The following is a 22,790-nucleotide window of genomic DNA, read 5'->3' as shown; positions in this document are numbered from 1 at the left end:
AACCACAAAAGTCACAAAAATTTTTAAGCAAAAAATAATATTTATAAAAGTTCACAAAAATGAAAATTAAAGATTTTCGAAACTTAAGTGCTCTTTTTATGGAGTTTAATATTACTTAAAATAATTAAAGTATTAAAAGCTTTTATGCCTTTTGTGGTTAAATCTAAAATTAAAATCAATGAAAAAATTAATCATAGCAAGCTTATTCCTTTTTGGTTTAAATAGCATCAATGCCCAAAAATCAATTCCATTATACAAAGGAAAAGCTCCGGGATCAGAAAACTGGACTTATTCTGAAAAAGAAATGGATTCAGATTTATTCAAAACCCATTTGGTTTACAATGTTGCCGCTCCGGCAATAGAAATCTACGAAGCGCCAAAGGCTAAAGCCAACGGAACAGTAATCGTAATCGCTCCCGGTGGCGGATTTCAGAGTCTTTCCATTAATAAAGAAGGAAGAGATTTAGCCAAAATTCTTCAGGAAAAAGGAATTACGGCAGTCGTTTTAAAATACCGTTTGCTCGAAACCAAAACCGGCGATCCGGCGCGCGAAATGATGGAAAACATCAAAGACAGACCTGCTTTTGATGCCAAAACAGCACCGATCAAAGTGATGGCAGGAAATGATATTAAAACTGCCATTTCTTACATCAGAAAAAATGCAGCTCAACTCAATGTAAATCCGGAAAAATTGGGTGTTATCGGCTTTTCAGCGGGTGCAAGTGTGATTCTGGAAAGTGTACTTCACAGCGAAGATGCTTCTACCATTCCGAATTTTGCAGCTTCCATCTACGGCGGTCCTAGTGACGCGGTTTTAGGTTATCAGGTTCCTGAGCAAAAGTTGCCTTTGTTCATTTGTGCAGCAGACGATGACCAATTAAAACTGGCTCCGAAATCTATTTTACTATACACCAAATGGCACGATGCAAAGCAGCCTGTTGAGCTTCACATTTATGAAAAAGGCGGTCACGGTTTCGGAATGGGAAAACAGAACCTTCCTGTTGATAAATGGTCGGATGTGTATTTGGATTGGTTACGATTTCATAAATTTTTGTAACACATTATCAAACTGAAAAAAATCAATTATATAGTTTCTTTGTACGGCAGTAGTTGTGCCTGCACAGTTATCTGCCGTAATTTCAGAAATTCTCAATAATAACAAAAAGTAAAACGTATTATGAACAAGAACGAAACTACTTTGCTGATGCTTTCGAAAAAAGCAAAGTTTGCAGGATTGTTTCTGGCTTTATTAGCAGCTTCGCCTTTTGCAAAGGCTCAAAATAATCCGACGGTTACCGTTGCCGGAAAAACATTCAAAGACCTTAACAAAAACGGAAAATTGGATGTCTGGGAAGATACAAGACTTTCGGTGGACAAAAGAATTGATGCCATCATCAAACAAATGACCAACGAAGAAAAAGTAAACCTTCTGATCGGAACAGGAATGCCCGGAATTGAAGTTCTGACAGGACCTGTCGGAGATTCAAAGCAAGGTTTGGTTCCCGGAGCAGCGGGTGGAACAGCGAATTTTGACCGATTCGGAATTCCTGCGACAGTGGTTGCAGACGGACCTGCAGGGTTGAGAATTGCGCCAACAAGACCGAATGATTCGAAAACCTATTATGCAACGGCTTTTCCCGTGGGAACAGCTTTGGCTTCAACTTGGAATAAAACGCTTTTGGAACAGGTGGGAAAAGCAATGGGAAATGAAGTGAAAGAATACGGCGTGGATGTACTTTTAGCACCTGCTCTGAATATTCAAAGAAACCCGTTGAATGGTAGAAACTTCGAATATTATTCCGAAGATCCTCTAATTTCAGGAAAAACAGCCGCTGCCATTGTGAACGGAATCCAGTCTCAAGGTGTGGGAACTTCCATCAAACATTTTGCTGCAAATAACGAAGAAACCAATCGTTTGACCATCAATGCGCACGTTTCTGAAAGAGCAATGAGAGAATTATATCTGAGAAACTTTGAAATCGCAGTTAAAGAATCCCAACCGTGGACGGTAATGTCTTCTTACAATAAAGTGAACGGCGTTTATACGTCAGATTCAAAAGATTTATTAACTCAGGTTCTGAGAAATGAATGGGGTTTCAAAGGAATTGTAATGACCGATTGGTTCGGTGGTTTCCCTGGATTTGAATCCATCAGAAGCGGAGGAATTTCCGATGTCGTAAAACAGATGAATGCAGGAAACGACCTTTTGATGCCGGGAATTCCAGCTCAGAAAAAAGTGTTGTTGGCAGCTTTGGATTCTGGGAAATTATCTCAGGAAGTGGCAAATCTCAATGTCAAAAGAATTCTGGAATATGTGTTCAAAACGCCAACTTTCGCACAATACAAATACAGCGATAAACCTAACCTTACAGAACACGCAGAAGTAACAAGAAGCGCGGCAACGGAAGGAATGGTTTTGCTTAAAAATGAACAGAACGCTTTACCTTTTGCCAACAAACAAAAAGAAATTTCATTATTTGGTGTAACTTCTTATGCTTGGATTACAGGCGGAACAGGAAGCGGAAGTGTAAACAACAAGCACACCGTTTCTCTATTGGAAGGATTGAATGCAGCAGGTTATAAATTAGACAAAGAATTGGTCGATTTATATACACCACACGCTGAAAAAGAAGTTGCAGCCGAAAAAGAAAGAAGAAAAGCAAGAGGAATTTTAGCATTACCTGAAAGACTTCCCGAAATAAAACTGGATGACGCATTTTATGCTAGAAAAGCGGAAACTTCGGAAATCGCTTTCGTGACGTTGGGAAGAAACTCAGGAGAAGGCGGTGACAGAGTTGTTGATAATGATTTTAATTTAGCGAATGAAGAAATTGAAATGCTGGATAAAATTTCCAAAGCTTTCCACGCCAAAGGAAAGAAAGTGGTGGTGATTCTAAACATCGGTGGTGTTATCGAAACCGCTTCGTGGAAAGATAAAGTCGATGCCATTCTTTTGGCTTGGCAACCGGGGCAGGAAGGCGGACATTCCGTTGCAGATGTGATTTCCGGAAAGGTAAATCCTTCCGGAAAACTGACGATGACTTTCCCTGTGAATTACGCAGATCACGCTTCGTCAAAGAATTTCCCGGGAATTCCTGCAGATAATCCGAAAGAGGTGACCTATAAGGAAGGAGTTTATGTGGGGTATCGTTATTTTAATACGTTTGGCATAAAACCTTCGTATGAATTTGGTTATGGAAAATCTTATACGGATTTTGCATATTCAAATATTAAAACGAGTTCAAAGACTTTTAATAATAAGCTGGAAGTAACTATTGATGTAAAAAATACAGGAAAAGTTTCCGGAAAAGAAGTGGTTGAATTATACCTTTCAGCTCCGGGAAAAAATATCGACAAACCAAAATCTGAGCTGAAAGCGTATGCTAAAACCAAAGATCTGAAACCTGGAGAATCTCAAACGATTACTTTGACTCTTAATCCGAAAGATTTAGCATCATTCGAAATCGCAAAATCGGCATGGGTTGCAGAAGCCGGAAATTATAAAGTATCTGTCGGAGCTTCTTCTTTAGACATCAGACAAACAACGGAATTCTCTGTTCCGAAAGAATTGGTAGTTGAAAAAGTACAGCATATTTTGCCTGCGGATGAAAAGTTTGAAGATTTGAAACCTAAAAACTAAGAATAAAGCTCTATTATTAGAATGATTATTTGATTGTCTTGCAAGAAATAAAATTCAAAAATAAAAGGGATATTATTTTTCATTATTTTACAACGCCAATACTTTCTGTATTGGCGTTGTTTTTAGTAAAGTCCTCATTTTATCAATAACTCCTGAAGATTTCATATTTTGAAAATCCCAAAATTTACACAACAATACTTAGACCGCTATCAATCAAATAATCTGCTTTGTGATATATCTTGATTCAGAAGAAACAAGATATGTAACAAGGTTCGCAATTTCGTCAGGTTCAGACATTCTTCCCAAAGGAACATCTCCTACTCTGTTCATAACTGTTTTAAAATTAGAAAATTTACTTTCCATCAAATTAATTATGGGGCGTTTAAAACAAAAAAGCGATTCCCTTAAAGATTCAATTGAAAAAGGTTTTCAAAAGTTTCAGAAAATTAGTAGTCGTTAGAAAACCTTGTGATATAGTTTCCGAAATGGTGAAAAAATGACAGGAGTAAACACATAGGAGGGTCCGATTTATAAACGTCAATTCATCCATATCTGCAATAAATCTATTGATTAAAAGTCAGTTACTGATTTTGAATTTTCAATAAAAATCAGGTTTTATATAATTTTTTGAGCCAATATAAAAGGTTTAAATCAAAGCAAATAATCATTTTCTTCTATTTTATAAGTCTCCTGATGAAAATTTATGATAAGATCCATTGTTTTTCTCTATTATAGATAACATTATAGCCATTTATTAATCATTTCATTTATGATATTGATTTTATTTTGTTAATTTATAAAAAAACATTGATTTATATTCAATAATTTTATTATTTTTATATAAAACTAATAATAAATGAAAACTCAAATTTACATGGAGCTTATTTATATCCATTTTTTAAGCATGCTTGCAATCTGGCAGAAAGACATTCAATCTTATACACTACAGTTTTTTCCTAGAGAATCTTAAGAATTATACTTTATTATTTATATAAATACTCATTATCTAGTTCAAAAAGATAGAGAGCGGAGAAACTCATGCCTAAAGAAAACATTACTAATCACCTTAATAATAAAAATATGAGAACACAAAAAATTTGGTTACTTCTAGTAATCCTGTTAACTACTCTTTCCAGCTGCTTACGTATGGAAGAAAAAATTTTACCTGAAGAAACTGATACCAATCCAAGTATCAGTGCGAGAGCATTCGCAGCAACACCAACTCTGCATGTCGGAGGCAGATACCTCAAAGACCCTTGTGACAACAACGTAATTTTACATGGAGTCGCCATAACGCCGAGCCCTTGGTTTAATGGATGTCAATATGGTGCCAATTCCGGCTACTGTACCTGGGACAATTACAATGTTCAGGGAGCTCTAAACTATAACAAAGCTGTTATGGATAAACTCAGCAACACTGCCGATGGCTGGTATCTCAATTATATTCGCCTTCACATTGATCCGTATTGGACCAATGATCCTGGACCGGCTATCCCTGAAAACGATATCTCAAGATTCAATTATAACCGCTTGGTGACTTACACAGATCAGGTGATAATTCCACTGATTAACCATGCCCGCAGTCTGGGAATGTATGTCATCCTACGTCCACCAGGCGTATGTCCAAGTCGTATTGCTGTAAACGACGCTTATCATAGTTATCTTAAAACCGTATGGACCTATTTATCGCAGCACCCAGGCTTAAAGAATGCTGATAATGTAATGTTCGAATTAGCCAATGAACCAGTTGAAATCCTGGGAACAAACGGCACATGGGGATCAACGGGAAACGAGCATTTTGCAGCACTTAAAAACTTCTTCCAACCGTTGGTCAATATTATTCGTAATAACGGAGCTAATAATGTTTGCTGGATACCGGGTACGGGATGGCAATCGCATTATCAAGGCTATGTTAATAATCAGATCACAGGAGGTAATATTGGCTATGCTGTTCACATTTACCCGGGTTACTGGGGCGGTGTCAATAATTATCAATCCTTTCAAAATGCATGGAATATTAATGTTAAACCGGTCGCAGACATTGCTCCAATTGTTATTACCGAGACCGACTGGGCACCACAAGGATATGGCACCTTTGGTACTGGAACAACCGGAACAGCAGGTGGAAACGGATTTGGTGCAAATCTAAAATATATTGTAGATCAATCAGGCAATGTAAGCTGGAATCTTCTTTCCCCTGATGATCTGCTCCATAAGGGTGACCCTAATGCTGGAACTGCTTTCAACAATGATTGGGAGGCTTGTGCCGCCCCGGCCAAACAGTGGTTTCAGCAATATGCATCCTCCAACTATCCCTCTTCAAATTGTAACACAACTAGTAGCCTGGTCAATAATGGTATTTACGAGATTGAGTTTCAAACTGATGCCAACAAAGTACTTGATCTAAAATCCGGGGAAGACGCCAATGGTGCAGTACTAAGACCATGGACAAGAAATGGTGCTTCGGCACAACGTTGGGTTGCCATCGACGCAGGCAATGGATACTGGCGTTTTGTGTCTAAAGCCAGTGCAACAAATCGATGTATTGATCTGACCAGTAACAGCAATACACTAGGAACGTCAATCCGGCTTTGGCAGAACTATGGGAATGATGCACAGGCATGGCAGGTAGTTGCTGTTTCGAATGGCTATTATAAAATCCTATCAAAGGTAGATGCCACACGTGGCTGGGACATTCCTAATTGTACTATGGATGGCAATTCAAACTTACAACTTTGGGATTATTATGGTACATCCTGTCAATTATTCAAGTTTAAATTTATAGCCATGAACTAAGCATCTTGGAAGTACAAAAATAAAAGCTATTATCGTATTCCAAATTCTTATACCATTTCTCGGTAAGTAAATCCTTACCGAGAAATTTTTTGATCAAATGCTAAAAAATTCATACTGTAACAAATACTTTATAGCCTTACTGGCTTTAAATTCTAAACAAATTGTTCACTTTTAAGTTTGGACACAATTAACATTAAAAAAGAATATGAGCTTAGGTATTTTTAAAAACGTTTTAAACAAGCATATTCAACATATCAGGATTATCATTAAGATAAGATTCAAAATAACCGAGATTTTGCATTCTCTGTTTCAAACCATTGAAATCAGAGATATTGGAAAGTTCGATTCCTACAATTGCCAAAGCGGTTTCTCTTGAGTTTTTCTTGGTATATTCAAAATGGGTGATGTCGTCATTTTCGCCGAGAACATTCAGAACAAAATCTTTCAAAGAACCCGGACGCTGTGGGAATTTCACCATAAAATAATGTTTCAAACCATTGTAAAGCAAAGCCCGTTCTTTGATTTCCTCCATTCTGGTAATGTCGTTGTTGCTTCCACTCACAATGCAGACCACATTTTTGCCTTTAATCTGATTTCGATATTGTTCCAAAGCCGAAATCGACAAAGCTCCAGCTGGTTCCAAGACAATTGCATCTTTATTATATAACTGAAGAATCGTATCACAAATCTTCCCTTCATCTACAGGAATACAGTCTGCAAGCGTATTTCTGCATATCTCAAAAGTCAAATCTCCTACTCTTTTCACAGCTGCACCGTCAACAAAACCATCGATTTCTGAAAGTTCTGTATTCAGATTATTATCGATAGAAGTTCTCATAGAAGGCGCACCTTTTGGTTCAACGCCGATTAACTGAGTTTCTTTTGATAACTCTTTAAAAACGGTAGAAATTCCGGAAGCTAAACCGCCACCACCAATCGGAATGAAAACAAAATCAATATTTTCTTTTTGTTGTTCTAATATTTCCAATGCCAAAGTTGCCTGTCCTTCGATAATCTGAACATCATCAAAAGGATGAATAAAAGCTGCTCCCGAAGTTTTCGCAAATTCCAAAGCTGCATTTTTTGAAGCATCGAAAGTATCTCCGACTAATTTAATTTCAGCGAAGTTTCCGCCGAACATTTCAACCTGTTCCAGCTTTTGTTTTGGAGTAGTCACGGGCATAAAAATCGTTCCTTTGATTTGGAGTTGTTTACACGATAAAGCCACTCCCTGAGCGTGATTTCCTGCGCTGGCACAGACTATTCCTTGAGAAACTTTGCCTTCGTTAAAAAGAGTTTTGATTTTATTGTAGGCGCCTCGCAGTTTGTATGACCTCACTGGTTGCAAATCTTCTCTTTTCAGGAAAATATTTGCTGCAAATTTTTCTGATAATCTCGCATTGTATTGTAAAGGCGTGTAATTCACAACATTTTCTATACTTTTCCGGGCTTCTTTCACCGCTTCCAATGTTGGAAATATAAGCGTTTCGTTCATCTTCATTTATTTTTTTGATTTTTTTAAATCACAAAAGTCACAAAAGATATTATTTCTCTTAAGTATAAACAATTGAAAATAAGAAGCTCACAAAACATTCATTATTTTTGACATTCTTTTTTGTGAACTATAAACGTATCTTTTTAAAGCTTAAAAAAACTTTTGTGACTTTTGTGGTTAAATCATTTCTTTAATTTTTGTCGTTCCGTTTTCCAAAACGAGTTTATGACTGAGTTTTTTTGGTAATTGAGATTCAAAATGCCCAACGTAAATTAACGATTGTCCCTGGCCTGCCAAATCATCAATTACCTGATTGAAATATTGCGTCTGTTCATTGTCCATTCCTTGGCAGGGTTCATCCAGAATCAGAAGTTTTGGTTTTTTGATTAATGTTCTTGCGAGTAAAGCCAAACGTTGTTTTCCAAGTGGAAGTGTATTTAATTTCTTATTTTTATCATCTTTCAAATCGAAAAAATAAAGTATCTGTTCCAACTGTTGTTGCTGGTCAAAACTCAGTTTCTGATACAAACTCATCGAATCAAAAAAACCTGAAGCGATGGTTTGGCCTACATTTGAATTCATATCAAAATACCAATGTAACTCTGGTGAAATCATCCCGATTTTTTCTTTGATGTCCCAGATACTTTCACCACTTCCCCGTTTTTGTCCGAAAAGATGAATTTCATTGGTGTAAGCTTGTGGATGGTCGCCATTCAACAAACTTAATAATGTTGATTTTCCAGAACCATTATGACCTTGCAACAGCCATTGTTCTCCGGAATTGACTTCCCAATCAATATTTTTCAGGACCTGTTTTTCGCCGTAAGAAATATTGATATTTTCTAATCTGATGAGACTTTCCTGTTCGTTTACCTGATTATTTTGCAAGAAAAAAGGTAGCGATTTTGGAACTCTTTCTTCGCCTTTGGAAAAGTCTTTTGGAGAATTTCTATGAACTAATTTTCCGTTTTCTATTTCTACAAAATACTGAACACTTTCAGGATATTCGTCATCGTTATTTATCAAAATCAATGTGACATTTTCCTGATTCAGATTATAAAAAGCCTCATTCAAAAAGTCTCTCGATTTGACATCCAAACCTGTGTAAGGTTGGTCGATAATCAGAACCTGAGGTTTTAGCCAAAGTGCTTTCAGTAATTGTAATTTTTTATGTTCGCCGCTTGACAATTCTATCAATTGCTGATTTTTAAAATTTTCAAATCCAAACGGCTCTAAATAGGATTCCAAAATTCCAAAATCCAGATTTTCTTCTTTTCCAAAATGATTCAGCTCTGCAAAAACGGTTAGGGTATCATTTTTAGCCAATTGATTATATCGCTGTTGATAATAAAAATTGCGGTCGCCTTCCAGATTACGGAATTGAAACCAGTTGGAAACGTACAGAACTTTCTTCTGCAAGTTTGATTTTTCACTAAAATTGACCTCAACTTTTCCTTCAAAGTTTTTGATTTCTCCCGAAATGATTTTGGCTAAAGTTGTTTTCCCGCTTCCACTCAATCCGCCCAGCATCCAGCATTCACCGGAAGATATTTCCCAGTCGAAATGGTTCAGTACGGGTTTGTCATACTGGAAATTCAGGTTTGAAATGTGGATGATTGGGATTGACATTTTTATTTTTTGAATCAATTTTGAACACAAAGTGCACAAAGATTTTTTTTATTAACTAACTGTTTTAAGTTCACAAAGCCGCTTCGCTTAGAAAAGGTTTTGCATATAATTTGTCATTCCGTAGGAATTTCAACAGTTTTAAACTATCTCATTAGGTTTTATATGGAATGACAAAATTTGAATTTAGGAACAAACTTTATTTTTATGACAAATCCCCTAGCCCCGATTGCAGCGGCATCCTTTTGTGATGAGGAACGAAGAGCAAAAGATATAGCACTTCGACGACGCTCAGCATAAACTCAAAGCGGGATTAGCTCCTAATTTTAAACTGTTTTAATCGACTTCATCGCCGTCATTGCCTGACGCAGTTTTCTGCCGACAATTTCTACAGGATGATTTCTCAAAATATCGTTTACATGAACTAATTGAGCGTTGTCAACCGAAGCTTTTTTGCCTTCGTTAAAGTCTTTTCCAACCAAATCTGTATCCACTGATTTCATAAAATCTGCCAGCAAAGGTTTACAAGCCTGGTCGAAAAGATAACAGCCGTATTCTGCGGTGTCGGAAATCACACGATTCATCTCGAACAGTTTTTTTCGTGCGATGGTATTCGCAATCAAAGGTGTTTCGTGAAGTGACTCGTAATAAGCGGATTCCTGCTTTATTCCGGCTTCAACCATTGTTTCGAACGCCAATTCAACGCCCGCTCTGATGAATGCCGACATCAAAAGGTAATTATCAAAATATTCCTGCTCCTCGATTTTCACATCGCCTGCAGGTGTTTTTTCGAAAGCGGTTTCTCCTGTTTCAGCTCTCCATTTCAAAAGATTGGCATCGCCGTTTGCCCAGTCTTCCATCATTGTTTTAGAAAATTCGCCCGAAATAATATCGTCCTGATGTTTCTGGAAAAGTGGACGCATAATGTCTTTCAATTCTTCGGACAATTCGAACGCTTTTAGTTTTGCAGGATTGGAAAGTCTGTCCAGCATTCCGCTCACACCGCCGTGTTTCAAGGCTTCTGTAATTACCTCAACGCCGTATTGAACCAGTTTGGAAGCGTAACCTGCATCAACACCTTTCTCCACCATTTTGTCAAACGAAAGAATAGAACCGGTCTGCAAAAGTCCGCATAAAATGGTCTGCTCGCCCATTAAATCTGACTTCACTTCGGCAACGAAAGAGGATTTCAAAACACCGGCTTTATGACCGCCAGTTCCCACGCAATACGCTTTTGCTTCTGCCCAACCTTTTCCCTGAGGATCATTTTCGGGATGAACGGCAATCAACGTTGGAACACCGAAACCACGCAGATATTCGGCACGAACTTCGGAACCCGGGCATTTTGGAGCAACCATAATCACCGTCAAATCTTTACGGATTTGCATTCCTTCTTCCACGATATTGAAACCGTGTGAATAAGACAAAGTCGCACCCTGTTTCATCAAAGGCTGAACTGCATTAATCACGGAAGTATGTTGTTTGTCCGGAGTCAAATTAATTACCAAATCCGCAGTTGGAATCAGTTCTTCGTAAGTTCCGACTTTGAAATTATTTTCGGTTGCGTTTTTCCACGAATCTCTCTTTTGGTCGATAGCTTCCTGACGCAATGCGTAAGAAACATCCAGTCCGCTATCTCTCAGATTCAGACCTTGATTCAGCCCCTGAGCTCCGCAACCAACTACTACGATTTTCTTTCCTTTCAATGCAGAAACGCCATCAGAAAACTCTGAGGTGTCCATAAATTCTGCCTGTCCTAACTGATGTAACTGGTCTCTGAGTGATAAGGTATTGAAATAATTTGCCATATTTTTAAGTAAAAAGTAAAAAGTATCAAGTAAAAAGATTACCGTAACTACTTTTTAGGATTAATATTTTTTGATTTTTAAATTTTGTTTTGAATATGTATTGAAAATTAAACACAAAGCGCACGAAGATTTTTTAACAATTGAATATTTTTAAGTTCACTAAGACGCTTACGCTCAACAAAGTTTGATTCTTTATTTACATTGTGAAAACATCGTCTCTTTTGTCGAGATATTCGTTTTCTATGAGTTCGGGTGAAGGTTCTCTTTTTTCAAACTCGAGGACTTTTTCGTGGATTCCTGCGCTGTTTTTGATGATGGCGATTCTTGCACCTCTCACAAACTCGATGAGACCATATTTATTGAGTTCTTCGGTCAATCGGTCGATTTCTTCCCGATGTCCTGCTGTTTCAAAAACGATGTAATCCTGACGAATCACAACCGTGGATGCGCCATACTGACGAAGTAACCGTTCTACATAGACCTTTTCTGTCACAACATCTGCGGGAACTTTGTAAAGTGCCTGCTCCTGCCAGACAATCTCGTCATCGGTATTGAAATAAGCTTTCAGAACATCGATTTGTTTTTCCAGCTGACGGCAGAGTTTCCTTACGACTTCCTCTGTTTCATTGATGAGAATTGTGAATCTGTGAATGCCTTCGACTTCGGAAGGAGAAGTATTAAGACTCTCGATATTTATTTTTCTGCGTGAGAAAATCCCAGATATTCTGCCGATTAATCCGACCGAATTCTCGGTGTATAATGTGATGGTAAATTCTTGTTTCTCCATTTTCTTCTTTTATTTAAGTCTGATTTCTGAAACCGAAGTTCCTTGTGCTACCATTGGAAAAACGTTATTTTCTTTCCCAACCATTACTTCAAGAAGATAAGCTCCATCTTGATTAAGCATTGTTTCCAAAGCGGTTTTCAGATCTTTTCTTTCGGAAATTTTCTGTCCATCGATATAATAACCTTTTGCAACTGCCACGAAATCCGGACTTGTAATGTTTACGAAAGAATACCGTCTATCGTGGAACAATTGCTGCCATTGTCTTACCATTCCAAGAAATTCATTATTGAGAATGAGGATTTTAACCTTCGCTCCGAACTGCATAATTGTTCCCAATTCCTGCAACGTCATTTGGAATCCGCCATCTCCAATGATTGCAACCACTGTTTTTTCCGGTGCACCATACCAAGCGCCAATTGCGGCTGGTAAACCAAATCCCATTGTTCCCAAGCCTCCAGATGTTACGCTGGATTTGGAATTATTGAAATTCGCATATCGACAGGCAACCATTTGATGCTGACCAACATCGGTTGTGATGATTGCATCACCATTTGTTAATTCATTAAGAACTTTGATGACTTCTCCCATTGTCATTACATCAGTTGTTGGATTAAGTTCATTTTGAATGACTTCTTTAACCTCTTCTTTTTCCAACTCACGGAATTTTTCCAGCCATCCGGAATGGTCATTGTCTTTCAATAAAGCAGTTAAAAGTGGAAGCGTCTTTTTACAATTTCCCCAAACCGGAACAGTTGTTTTCACGTTTTTATCGATTTCGGCAGGGTCAATATCAAGATGGATAATTTTTGCCTGTTTCGCATATTTATCCAAACGTCCAGTTACTCTGTCGTCGAAACGCATTCCGACCGCAATCAGAACATCGCATTCGTTGGTCATAACATTTGGTGCATAATTGCCGTGCATTCCCAGCATTCCGACATGTAGTTTGTGGTTCGTTGGAAGCGCACTCAATCCCATTACAGTTGCTGCTGCGGGAAGATTTATTTTTTCAATAAATGCTTTGAATTCTTCCTCTGCTTTTCCTAAAATCACACCTTGCCCAAACAGTACAAATGGTTTTTTTGCTTGATTAATTAATTCTGCAGCCTGCTCAATGTATTCATTTCTGATTTCCGGTTCAGGGCGATAACTTCTGATGTGATTACATTTTTTGTAACCTAAATATCCGAATAATTGGAGCTGAGCATTTTTGGTAATATCAATTAAAACCGGACCGGGACGACCTGTACTTGCAATGTGAAAAGCTTTGGCTATTGCTTCAGGAATTTCTGTTGCATCGGTTACCTGATAATTCCATTTTGTAACAGGTGTAGTGATGTTGATAACGTCCGTTTCCTGAAAAGCATCCGTTCCCAAAAGTGAGGCGAAAACCTGACCTGTAATGCAGACAATCGGATTGCTGTCTATCATCGCATCTGCTAAACCTGTTACCAAATTGGTTGCACCGGGACCGCTGGTTGCGAACACGACTCCGGTTTTCCCCGAAGTTCTTGCAAATCCCTGTGCAGCGTGGATTGCGCCCTGTTCGTGGCGAACCAAAATATGTTTTAGTTTTTCGGAATAATCGTACAACGCATCATAAATCGGCATAATTGCGCCACCAGGATAACCGAAAATCGTGTCGACATTTTCTTGTAACAGAGCTTCTAAAACGGCTTTTGAACCTGATATTTCTATCGCTTTTGGCTGTTCTAATTCTATATTTTCTATTCGTGAAATGGTATTATTCATTTTTAATATTTTTCATTTACTCCATAAGTTACACCTACGGTGATTCAAATTGAATCCTTTAGGTTCTTTGTTTGGATTGTATTTTATTTCATTCTTTATCGGTTACAAGTCGGTTACACAACCTTGCGACGCATCTGCTACAGACTTGGCATATTTGTATAACACACCGCTTTTTACTTTATATTCAGGTTGAATGAAACTGGCTTTTCTACTGGCAATTTCTTCGTCCGACAACAGTGCGTTGATGGTATTTTTTTCTGCATCCAATTCAATCACGTCACCATCTTTAATTAAACCAATTAATCCTCCGGCAAAAGCTTCAGGCGTAATGTGACCTACAACGAAACCGTGCGTTCCGCCTGAAAATCTTCCGTCAGTAATCAACGCAACATTTTTACCTAAGCCAGAACCCATCAAAGCGGAAGTAGGTTTCAACATTTCTGGCATTCCTGGAGCACCTTTTGGACCTTCGTTCTTGATTACAACTACATTTCCTTCCTGAATTTTTTTGTCTTCGATACCTTTGATGAATTCTTTTTCTCCGTCGAAAACAATCGCTGTTCCTTTAAAATAAGCACCTTCTTTTCCTGTGATTTTTGCAACAGAACCTTTCTCAGCAAGATTTCCGTACATAATTCTGATATGTCCGGTTTCTTTGATTGGATTTTTGATATCGTGAATGATATTTTGCTGTCTGTCGATAATTGAAGTGACGTGCTCCAGATTTTCGGCAATAGTTTTCCCTGTAACCGTTAAACAATCTCCATTAAGCAAGCCTAAATCCAATAAATACTTCATCACAGCCGGAACTCCACCAACTTTGTGAAGATCTTCCATCAGATATTTTCCACTTGGTTTAAGGTCGGCTAAAAATGGTGTTTCATCACTGATTTTTTGGAAATCATCCAAAGTCAAATTGTATCCGATAGATTTTGCAATCGCTATAAAATGGAGAACCGCATTGGTACTTCCACCCAGAATCATAATCAGCCTTAAAGCATTTTCGAAAGCCTTTGGTGTCATTATATCGGATGGTTTGATGTCTTTCTCCAAAAGGATTTTAACGTAATGTCCGGCAAACTGACATTCTTCTTTTTTCTCTTTACTAAGTGCAGGGTAAGACGAAGAATAAGGTAAACTCATTCCAAGAGCTTCAATTGCGGAAGCCATTGTGTTTGCCGTGTACATTCCGCCACACGCACCTGCGCTTGGACAGGAATTTTGAATTACTCCTTGGAAATCTTCTTCAGAAATTTTACCTGCGATTTTGTTTCCCAATGCTTCGAAAGCTGAAACGATGTTCAAATCTTCGCCTTTGTAATGTCCCGGCGCAATACTTCCGCCATAAACCATTATCGAAGGACGGTTGAGACGAGCCATTGCCATCAGAGAACCTGGCATATTTTTGTCGCAACCGGGAACTGTAATCAATCCGTCGTAATATTGTCCGGCACAAACGGCTTCGATAGAATCTGCAATGATGTCGCGACTTACGAGAGAATAGCGCATTCCGTCGGTTCCGTTGGTCATTCCGTCACTGATTCCGATGGTGTGGAACATTAATCCGACCAAATTCTGTTCTTTAACTCCTTTTTTCACAATCTCAGCAAGACCATTGAGGTGCATATTGCAAGTATTGCCGTCGTAACCCATACTTGCAATTCCAATCTGTGCTTTGTCGAAGTCTTCCTTTTGAAAACCAATCCCGTAAAACATTGCCTGAGTTGCAGGCTGAGTCGGGTCTTTCGTCAGTGTTTTGGAATATTTATTCAATTCTACGTTACACATATTGCAATTTTGATTTCAGGTATGAATAATCTTCTTCTAACACAAGATGACGATAAGCTGTCTGAACTTTAGATGATAAACTGTCTTCCCAATTCAGTTTGAAAGGAACGTTATCAAGAGAATCCAAAGCCACAATTTCCGCCGCCGTTCCGCAGAAAAATCCTGCATCTGCACCTTTCATTTCTTCTGGTTTGAAGAACTTTTCCTCGTAAGGAATTCCTAATTGACTGCAGATTTCAAAAACAGTAGCTCTTGTAATTCCAGGAAGAATACTTCCTTTTGCTGGTGTGAAAAGCTTTCCGTCTTTTTCAAAGAAAATATTGGCGCCGGAACTTTCTGCTACATTTCCTTGAGCATCTAAGACTAAAGCTTCGTCGAAACCTTTGTCCTTAGCTTCCTGACAAGCCAAAATGGAGTTTACATAATGACCGCTCACTTTTGCTTCCACCTTGAAAGCTTTGGGGTTTGGACGTTCAAATGACGACGTCATAATTCTCATTTTGTTTGCCATATAACCATTATCCCAATTCCAAACCTCGATTACGAGATAACTTTTTTGACCTTTTGACAACGACATATTCGGAGAACAAATCACTAATGGACGAATGTAAGCATTGCTCAGATTATTCAGTTCCAAAAGTTGGTAGGTAATTTCAACCATTTCTTCGGTAGAATAATCGAAAGGCATCATCATTGTTTCTGCAGATTTACGAAGTCTGTCGTAATGTTCCTCTGCTTTGAAAATTTTGGTTCCATTGGCTGTTTTATAAGATTTAATTCCTTCGAAAACGGCATATCCGTAATGCAACGATTGACCGTACAAGTCAGTCTTGGCTTCTTTTGCTTTCACATATTCCCCATCAAAAAAGAGAACACTGTCGTCATTGTAATACATTTTGTATTGATTTTTTATATTTATTATTGTTTTATTTTTTTAAATAAAAAAACCATTCTCGTGATGAGAATGGTCTGTATTATTTCAATTTCAATAATTATCACAAGCCATCACTCACCACCGGAATCCGATAATGACAAGGATGAAGAAAATAATTATTGTTTTATTCATATCTGCTCGTTTTGAACGATACAAATGTATAAACTAATTTGAATAAACATTGATTTTTTAATAAAATTTTAGCCTTAACATTATCAAAAACACACTAAATATTATTTTTTTTACGATATCCACCAAACAGCAAACAACACGTAAAACACTTACTTTCAACAGATTGCAATAATCATAATTACGATGTCTAAAATTTTATTTAAAACAAGGAATTTTGATATTCTGTTCTAATTTTTCACACAGTTATATTAAAGAAAAACAAAAAACACCGATTAATATGATAGATTTTTAAGAACACACTATTTCTATTCTTTAGACTTTAAAAATTGAGCTTTACTTCATTTTCCATAACAATGGGAAATGCGTACATTTGAGATAGTAAATTTCCGGATCCGGCTTATGCAGATACTTCCAATAAAAATTTTAGCTCCCTATATTAAACACTATCTTTTTTTGGAAAGTGCTCATGATCAGCATAAAAAACTGCGTTTATTTTCGGATGGAAATACCGGGATGGTATTCCTTCTGAATAAAAGCAACTTATCTATCAATCACAGTCAGCACCTTCCGAATTCATTTTTATATGGCCAGATCAGTCATTTTCAAGATCTCACCTTTTTCGAACAGGCTTCCTTTATTATTGTTGTATTTCAGCCCGATGGACTGTACAGGCTGCTTGGCATTCCCGCTATTGATTTAAAAGACCAGATCATTAGCTCACAGGAAATTTTTGGATCGCTAGCTAATAATCTCTATGAAAGCCTTTTCAATCTTACATATGCAACAGAGAAAGTAAATGCCTTAAATATCTTCTTTTATGAATTATCACTTAAACGCAAATCCCCAGGTCAAACTTTACTTCCTGAAGTACTGCAGCATATCGATCAGCATAAAGGTTTGGTAACTATTGAACAACTTATTCACTATACTGGTTATACTGAGCGGCACATAGAAAGAATATTTGCACAACAAGTCGGAATGAGTCCAAAAAAATATGTCAATATCATCCAACTTCACTCCTTTCTGAAATTACTCCGTAATAAACCAACTGAAGCCAATCTGACCGGCATCAGCTATGAAAGCGGATATTTCGATCAGTCTCATCTTATCAGAATGTTTAAAAAATATACAGGCATCACACCTTCCCAGTATTTAAATAGCACAAACAGGCTCGCCGTAAATTTTATGGAATTTAAAGACGGTCTTAATCAGATGTCGGGTTTATACAATTTGGCTTAAGGATGTTGGTTTAGCTTTGTCCATCGATTAAACAAAAAAATATGGACAAATTAAAAATGGCAACCGCACAGTTTGAGCATAAAAGTGCGGACAAAGCCTATAATCTTTCTGTTATTGAAAAATTGGCACAAGAAGCTGCCGCACAAGGAGCGGAAGTGATTGCTTTTCACGAATGCTCCATTACAGGTTATACCTTTGCACGAAATTTAGATAAAGAGCAAATGCTTGCTATCGCCGAACTTGTTCCCGACGGGGAAAGTACCCGGCAACTGATTGCGATAGCGGCTAAATATAATATCATTATTCTTGCGGGTTTATTTGAGAAAGATGAAAATGATAATTTATACAAGCCTTACATCTGTGTAGACGGCAATGGATTAATTGCAAAACACCGTAAGTTACATCCTTTTATAAATCCTCATCTAACTGCAGGACAAAACTATACCATTTTTGAAATTAAAGGATGGAAATGTGGTATTTTAATCTGTTATGATAATAATGTGATTGAAAATGTACGTGCGACAAAATTATTGGGTGCCGATATAATTTTTATGCCTCATGTGACGATGTGTACACCTTCGTCTCGGCCCGGAGCAGGCTTCGTAGATATTCAGCTCTGGCAGAACCGAGAAAACGATCCAACGTCACTACGCTTGGAATTTGACGGAATGAAAGGACGCAGCTGGCTGATGAAATGGTTACCAGCTAGAGCTTATGACAATGCAGTTTATGTTGTTTTCTCAAATCCTATCGGCATGGATGATGATCAATTAAAAAATGGGTGTTCCATGATTTTAGATCCATTCGGGGATATTCTTGCTGAATGCCGTACATTTGAAGATAGTTTTGTCATTACAACCATTACACACGAAAAACTCATGCAAGCCGGCGGATATCGTTATATTAATGCACGACGACCCGATCTGTATCGAGACATTCTCGGACGAGAACATGAATCAACTCAAAAAATAGTTTGGTTGCATCCCAACAATAGTTAAAATTTAAAAGTGAAATAAATACCAATCATTAACTTTTGATATGGAAAATGATTGGTTTATTTATATTAAGACTGAGTCAGTTTTGACATCGCTTCACCAATAGCATTTGCATACAACTTAGTATCACCTACCGGAATATCAAATAAATTATTCTCCAGTCCTATGAACAATTCATCTGCAACCTCACTTGGCGGAATACCTGCTGATCCACCTATTTCAGCTGAGAATTCAGTGTTTACCAATGGCGGATATACTTCATAAATCTGAAGATTTTTTTGGTCCTCATAAGTTTTTCTCAGGGCAGTTGTATAACTGTGTAATGCAGCTTTGCTTGCTCCATAGGTTGGTAAAACTTTAAGACTTCCATAAACAGCTATAGATGAAATATTAACAACTGCAGCCGCTTCTTTACCCAATAAATGAGGAAGCATCAATTCTGTGAAATGAATAATTGCAAAATAATTGGTATTCATTTCCTGTAATGCTTTTTCGTGCGCATTGGTAGTTTCACTCAATAAATAACCAAACGCAGCTCCCGCATTGTTGACAATAATATTAACATCTGCATAATTCGTTTTCAGCTCTTCTGCGATACGAATTCGATCTGCTTCCACAGCCAGATCACCTTGAATGCCGACTGCATTTTTCAACTCTATTAAAGCTTTCTGAAGACGCTCTTCATTACGCCCGTTAATAATAATTTTGTTTCCTGCTTCACTTAGTTTTTTAGCAATTGCCAATCCAATTCCTGCGCTTCCACCACTAATAAATATGGTATTACCTGTTGTTTTCATTTTGAATAATTTTATGTAATTTTTGAATTATGTTTTCTTTATGTAGACTTTATTATTTATTTAGGGAAGGATAATCTTTGAACCTTTATCTTTGAATATATAAAGCCCTTTTCTAAAATATACTTTTTAGTATATTTTAATACAAAAAAAATTATAGCAAATACTGCTCTAATTCTTTTTTAAGGTCTTTTATGAGTTCAATCATCAATTTTTGGGAGTCCATTGTTCTGCTTAATACAAGTCCACCTTCTACAGCAGACAGCATTTTGAAAGCAAAAACATCAGCATTTAGTTTATCTGAAAATTCTCCACCTTCGATACCTCCTTTTAAAATTTGGGAAATATCTTTATAGCTAGCAAGAAGTACTGCAGCAACTTTTTTCTTAATGATCGGGAAATTATCATCTGCCTCAACAGCAGTGTTAAATATAGGGCAGCCTCCTGCAATATAGGTATCAATAGGATTTTTATAAAAATCAAGGTATAAGAAAATTTTTTCTTTTGCCGTTTTACCTTTCGCAATTATAGTCCCGACCTTTGCAGATATTTTTTTTAAAGAAAATTCAATAACCTGTTCAGACAGATCTTCTTTTCCATTGAAGTGTCCATAGATACATCCTTTTGTCAATTTTGTTGCCTCCAAAACATCATCTATACTCACGCCAGAAATCCCCTTCTCATTATAAAGAGGACTGGCTGTTTCTAAGATAAATAGTTTGGTTTTTTCCGCTTTTGTTAGCATCGTTTTCTACTTTACGCTACAAATGTACTAAAAAGTTTATTTTAAAACCAAATAAAATATACCAAAAGGTTTATTTTATAATTTTAAAATAAATTTTCAATAGAAATAAGAATACAGATTACTCAGTGATGAAAACATTATTATCAAACTATTTTACTAAATTATTTCTACTCTTATTCTTTCCTTTTTTAATCTAACTTGTTAAGTCTGATAAAGCTCCCTATCAAATTATAATTTTTTAAATATTTCATTCTATGATTGGTTTCTGCTAGTCAGATTATTTTTAATCAGTTTTCAATTAATTCATATGCATCTTCCGAAACTCTAATGGCCTTACCCCGGTCTGTTTTTTGAAAAGTTTTGTGAAATAGGATGCATTTTCAAAACCAAGATGATAAGCGATTTCAGCCACCCCTTTCTCACCTAAGCGCAAAAGATTCTTAGCCTCGGAAATCAAGAATACATGTATAAGTTCCATGGCAGTTTTCCCGGTTTCCTGTTTTAACAGATCACTTAAATACCGTGGAGAAACAAAGAGCTGCTCCGCCAGGTAATTTACACTGGGCAGACCTACACCTTCTAATTTACCTTCATTAATATATTTCTTGAGTGCATCATTAAATTTTGATACCATCTTTCCATTTACCTGTGCCCGGTCTATAAATTGTCTTTTGTAAAATCGATGCGCATAGTTTAAAATTGATGATATATGGGAGAGGATAATCTCCCTGCTGAATTCGTCAGGATTGTTATAATACTCTATCTGGATTTTATCATACAATTCGAGAATAATCTGTTCTTCTTTTGGTGAAAGTTGCAGGGCCTCGGTCACTTCATAATCAAAAAAACTATAGTTTTCTATACGTTTTCGAATTTCATGGCCATTAAAATAATCCTCATGGATCATTAGCATATAGCCTTTTTCTTCAAATTCAAGGTCTTTCATTTCAATGATCTGTCTTGGTTTGGCAAAAAATAGACAGCCATTGTCATGGTCATACTGAGTGCGGCCATACATGAACATTCCTGATTTTATTTTTTTGAAAGCAATGATATAACAGTCTGTTGTGAATTCTCGATTTACCAGCGGACATGATGCCAGACAGCCAATCATACTGAACAGCGGATTCTGGGGAGCATCCCAACCATTTCCAAGATGCAGTTCCGTTAAGGTTGCGTAATGTTTCATTGGATTTCAAATTTTAATCAAAATTACAATATTAATTTAGTAATGATTAATGCCCGTGTGCGGCAATACTCACCTCTTTCCAATTGTCAATTTCCTTAAGACGATCAGTGTAGATCTGATGAATAGCATGATAGGCAATTTTCCCCAACAATAACCTTTTCGGAGGGTTTTCGCTGTCTATTATATTCAAAATAGGATCTACTGTCGCCTCAGGTTTTCCCCAGATATCCGGATTATCACCTGTCTCTGCAAAAGCCTCACGAACAGGGTTATAATCGGCAATATCCGAAGATGTTTGAATTGCTGATGCTCCTGCCCAATCTGTTGCAAATCCGTTGGGCTCAATCAGGGTTGTTTTGATCCCCAAATGTGCGGTTTCACTTCCGATGGTTTCAATCAGACCCTCCACAGCAAATTTGGATGCATTGTATAAGCCCAACAACGGTAAAGTTGTTAAACCTAAAAAGCTTGACACCTGAATAATATGACCGTTTTTTTGTTTTCTCATTATCGGCAGAACAGCCTGTGCTACCCAAAGCGAACCGAAGAAATTTGTCTCCATCTGTTCTCTTGCCTGCTGTTCGGTTGTTTCTTCCGTCGTTCCGAACAAACCGAAGCCTGCGTTATTGATCAGGACATCAATTTTTCCAAAATGTTTTTCAATCTGATCCACAGTTTCAAAAACTTCAGCTCTGTTGTTAACATCGAGTTTTAATGTTAATATATGGTCACCATACTTTTCTTTAAGCTCGTCTAAGGCAGATATATTTCTTGCAGTCGCTGCTATTTTATTACCCTTTTTCAAAAGCGCTTCAGCCCATAATTTACCAAATCCCTTGGATGCTCCTGTTATAAAAATTACTTTACTCATTGTTCTAATTTTTTTGATTGATTTAATAATACAAAGTTACCGTCAAGCTGCAAGATCAAATAACCCATATCAGCGAATTAATGGTACAAAATGACGTATTTGATGATTATTTGAAATTGTTTAGGAAATCCCGTGCTGAATCCGAATAATAACTTAAAACGGCATTGGAAATAGCTTTGATAATTCGTGCTCTTACTCA

General features: G+C 37.2%; 17 protein-coding genes. 5 read left to right on the top strand and 12 right to left on the bottom strand.

Going from position 1 to position 22,790, the window contains the following annotated elements; all coding sequences use genetic code 11:
* Window positions 1-178: 178 nt before the first annotated feature.
* Entirely contained in the window at window positions 179-1,057 is an 879-nt protein-coding gene (locus P0Y62_01880) for an alpha/beta hydrolase (GenBank protein WEK70305.1), read from the top strand.
* Between the two features lie 120 nt (window positions 1,058-1,177).
* Complete coding sequence (locus P0Y62_01875) at window positions 1,178-3,640, top strand: glycoside hydrolase family 3 C-terminal domain-containing protein (protein WEK70304.1); 2,463 nt, start codon at window positions 1,178-1,180, stop codon at window positions 3,638-3,640.
* A 213-nt stretch (window positions 3,641-3,853) separates the two neighbouring features.
* On the opposite strand, the gene P0Y62_01870 is transcribed toward P0Y62_01875, so the two are convergent.
* A complete protein-coding gene (locus tag P0Y62_01870; GenBank protein ID WEK70303.1) occupies window positions 3,854-4,006 on the bottom strand; it encodes an SDR family oxidoreductase in 153 nt (50 codons plus the stop codon).
* Window positions 4,007-4,678: 672 nt separating this feature from the next.
* On the opposite strand from P0Y62_01870, the gene P0Y62_01865 reads away from it, so the two are divergent.
* Window positions 4,679-6,436, top strand: a complete 1,758-nt coding sequence (locus tag P0Y62_01865; protein ID WEK70302.1) for an RICIN domain-containing protein — start codon at window positions 4,679-4,681, stop codon at window positions 6,434-6,436.
* A 232-nt stretch (window positions 6,437-6,668) separates the two neighbouring features.
* Here P0Y62_01865 and ilvA read toward each other — a convergent pair whose 3' ends face one another.
* The 7 genes from ilvA to ilvE all read right to left on the bottom strand — a co-directional run bounded on the left by ilvA (window position 6,669) and on the right by ilvE (window position 16,587).
* Window positions 6,669-7,937: a threonine ammonia-lyase IlvA gene (gene ilvA / locus P0Y62_01860; protein ID WEK70301.1), complete on the bottom strand. Its 1,269-nt coding sequence runs from the start codon at window positions 7,935-7,937 to the stop codon at window positions 6,669-6,671.
* Between the two features lie 171 nt (window positions 7,938-8,108).
* Window positions 8,109-9,560 (bottom strand): ATP-binding cassette domain-containing protein, encoded by a 1,452-nt coding sequence (locus tag P0Y62_01855; protein ID WEK70300.1) that lies wholly within the window; start codon window positions 9,558-9,560, stop codon window positions 8,109-8,111.
* Window positions 9,561-9,883: 323 nt separating this feature from the next.
* On the bottom strand, window positions 9,884-11,365 hold the full coding sequence (ilvC, locus tag P0Y62_01850) for a ketol-acid reductoisomerase (protein WEK70299.1): 1,482 nt from the start codon (window positions 11,363-11,365) through the stop codon (window positions 9,884-9,886).
* A 196-nt stretch (window positions 11,366-11,561) separates the two neighbouring features.
* Window positions 11,562-12,152 carry an acetolactate synthase small subunit gene (ilvN, locus tag P0Y62_01845; GenBank protein ID WEK70298.1) on the bottom strand — a complete coding sequence of 197 codons (591 nt, stop codon included), beginning with the start codon at window positions 12,150-12,152 and terminating at the stop codon, window positions 11,562-11,564.
* A 9-nt stretch (window positions 12,153-12,161) separates the two neighbouring features.
* Complete coding sequence (ilvB, locus tag P0Y62_01840; protein ID WEK70297.1) at window positions 12,162-13,904, bottom strand: biosynthetic-type acetolactate synthase large subunit; 1,743 nt, start codon at window positions 13,902-13,904, stop codon at window positions 12,162-12,164.
* Between the two features lie 102 nt (window positions 13,905-14,006).
* Entirely contained in the window at window positions 14,007-15,692 is a 1,686-nt protein-coding gene (ilvD, locus tag P0Y62_01835) for a dihydroxy-acid dehydratase (GenBank protein ID WEK70296.1), read from the bottom strand.
* On the bottom strand, window positions 15,685-16,587 hold the full coding sequence (gene ilvE, locus P0Y62_01830) for a branched-chain-amino-acid transaminase (protein WEK70295.1): 903 nt from the start codon (window positions 16,585-16,587) through the stop codon (window positions 15,685-15,687). The genes ilvD and ilvE overlap by 8 nt, the downstream gene beginning before the upstream one ends.
* A 570-nt stretch (window positions 16,588-17,157) precedes the next feature.
* Here ilvE and P0Y62_01825 point away from each other — a divergent pair.
* Together P0Y62_01825 and P0Y62_01820 are read left to right on the top strand one after the other, a co-directional pair.
* Complete coding sequence (locus P0Y62_01825; GenBank protein WEK70294.1) at window positions 17,158-17,997, top strand: helix-turn-helix transcriptional regulator; 840 nt, start codon at window positions 17,158-17,160, stop codon at window positions 17,995-17,997.
* A gap of 41 nt (window positions 17,998-18,038) precedes the next feature.
* Complete coding sequence (locus tag P0Y62_01820) at window positions 18,039-18,995, top strand: nitrilase family protein (protein ID WEK70293.1); 957 nt, start codon at window positions 18,039-18,041, stop codon at window positions 18,993-18,995.
* Window positions 18,996-19,060: 65 nt separating this feature from the next.
* On the opposite strand, the gene P0Y62_01815 is transcribed toward P0Y62_01820, so the two are convergent.
* From P0Y62_01815 to P0Y62_01800, 4 genes are all read right to left on the bottom strand, one after another.
* A complete protein-coding gene (locus P0Y62_01815; protein ID WEK70292.1) occupies window positions 19,061-19,789 on the bottom strand; it encodes an SDR family NAD(P)-dependent oxidoreductase in 729 nt (242 codons plus the stop codon).
* 151 nt (window positions 19,790-19,940) lie between these two features.
* Window positions 19,941-20,531: a TetR/AcrR family transcriptional regulator gene (locus tag P0Y62_01810; GenBank protein WEK70291.1), complete on the bottom strand. Its 591-nt coding sequence runs from the start codon at window positions 20,529-20,531 to the stop codon at window positions 19,941-19,943.
* Window positions 20,532-20,829: 298 nt separating this feature from the next.
* Entirely contained in the window at window positions 20,830-21,720 is an 891-nt protein-coding gene (locus P0Y62_01805) for a helix-turn-helix transcriptional regulator (protein ID WEK70290.1), read from the bottom strand.
* 46 nt (window positions 21,721-21,766) lie between these two features.
* Window positions 21,767-22,591 carry an SDR family NAD(P)-dependent oxidoreductase gene (locus P0Y62_01800; GenBank protein ID WEK70289.1) on the bottom strand — a complete coding sequence of 275 codons (825 nt, stop codon included), beginning with the start codon at window positions 22,589-22,591 and terminating at the stop codon, window positions 21,767-21,769.
* Window positions 22,592-22,790 lie beyond the last annotated feature (199 nt).

This window comes from Candidatus Chryseobacterium colombiense, assembly GCA_029203185.1.
In the GTDB taxonomy this organism is placed as follows: Bacteria; Bacteroidota; Bacteroidia; order Flavobacteriales; family Weeksellaceae; genus Chryseobacterium; species Chryseobacterium colombiense.
The sequence above is the reverse complement of the archived record's forward strand: the minus strand, read 5'-3'. Positions and strand labels throughout refer to the sequence as shown.

Bases quoted from the DNA above. Each gene is read 5' to 3' on its own strand.
- ilvN (WEK70298.1), bottom strand. From the start codon at position 12,152: ATGGAGAAACAAGAATTTACCATCACATTATACACCGAGAATTCGGTC.
- P0Y62_01810 (WEK70291.1), bottom strand. From the start codon at position 20,531: ATGCTAACAAAAGCGGAAAAAACCAAACTATTTATCTTAGAAACAGCC.
- P0Y62_01800 (WEK70289.1), bottom strand. From the start codon at position 22,591: ATGAGTAAAGTAATTTTTATAACAGGAGCATCCAAGGGATTTGGTAAA.
- P0Y62_01805 (WEK70290.1), bottom strand. From the start codon at position 21,720: ATGAAACATTACGCAACCTTAACGGAACTGCATCTTGGAAATGGTTGG.
- ilvC (WEK70299.1), bottom strand. From the start codon at position 11,365: ATGGCAAATTATTTCAATACCTTATCACTCAGAGACCAGTTACATCAG.
- P0Y62_01880 (WEK70305.1), top strand. From the start codon at position 179: ATGAAAAAATTAATCATAGCAAGCTTATTCCTTTTTGGTTTAAATAGC.
- P0Y62_01875 (WEK70304.1), top strand. From the start codon at position 1,178: ATGAACAAGAACGAAACTACTTTGCTGATGCTTTCGAAAAAAGCAAAG.
- ilvB (WEK70297.1), bottom strand. From the start codon at position 13,904: ATGAATAATACCATTTCACGAATAGAAAATATAGAATTAGAACAGCCA.
- ilvA (WEK70301.1), bottom strand. From the start codon at position 7,937: ATGAAGATGAACGAAACGCTTATATTTCCAACATTGGAAGCGGTGAAA.
- ilvE (WEK70295.1), bottom strand. From the start codon at position 16,587: ATGTATTACAATGACGACAGTGTTCTCTTTTTTGATGGGGAATATGTG.
- P0Y62_01865 (WEK70302.1), top strand. From the start codon at position 4,679: ATGCCTAAAGAAAACATTACTAATCACCTTAATAATAAAAATATGAGA.
- P0Y62_01825 (WEK70294.1), top strand. From the start codon at position 17,158: ATGCAGATACTTCCAATAAAAATTTTAGCTCCCTATATTAAACACTAT.
- P0Y62_01820 (WEK70293.1), top strand. From the start codon at position 18,039: ATGGACAAATTAAAAATGGCAACCGCACAGTTTGAGCATAAAAGTGCG.
- P0Y62_01815 (WEK70292.1), bottom strand. From the start codon at position 19,789: ATGAAAACAACAGGTAATACCATATTTATTAGTGGTGGAAGCGCAGGA.
- ilvD (WEK70296.1), bottom strand. From the start codon at position 15,692: ATGTGTAACGTAGAATTGAATAAATATTCCAAAACACTGACGAAAGAC.
- P0Y62_01855 (WEK70300.1), bottom strand. From the start codon at position 9,560: ATGTCAATCCCAATCATCCACATTTCAAACCTGAATTTCCAGTATGAC.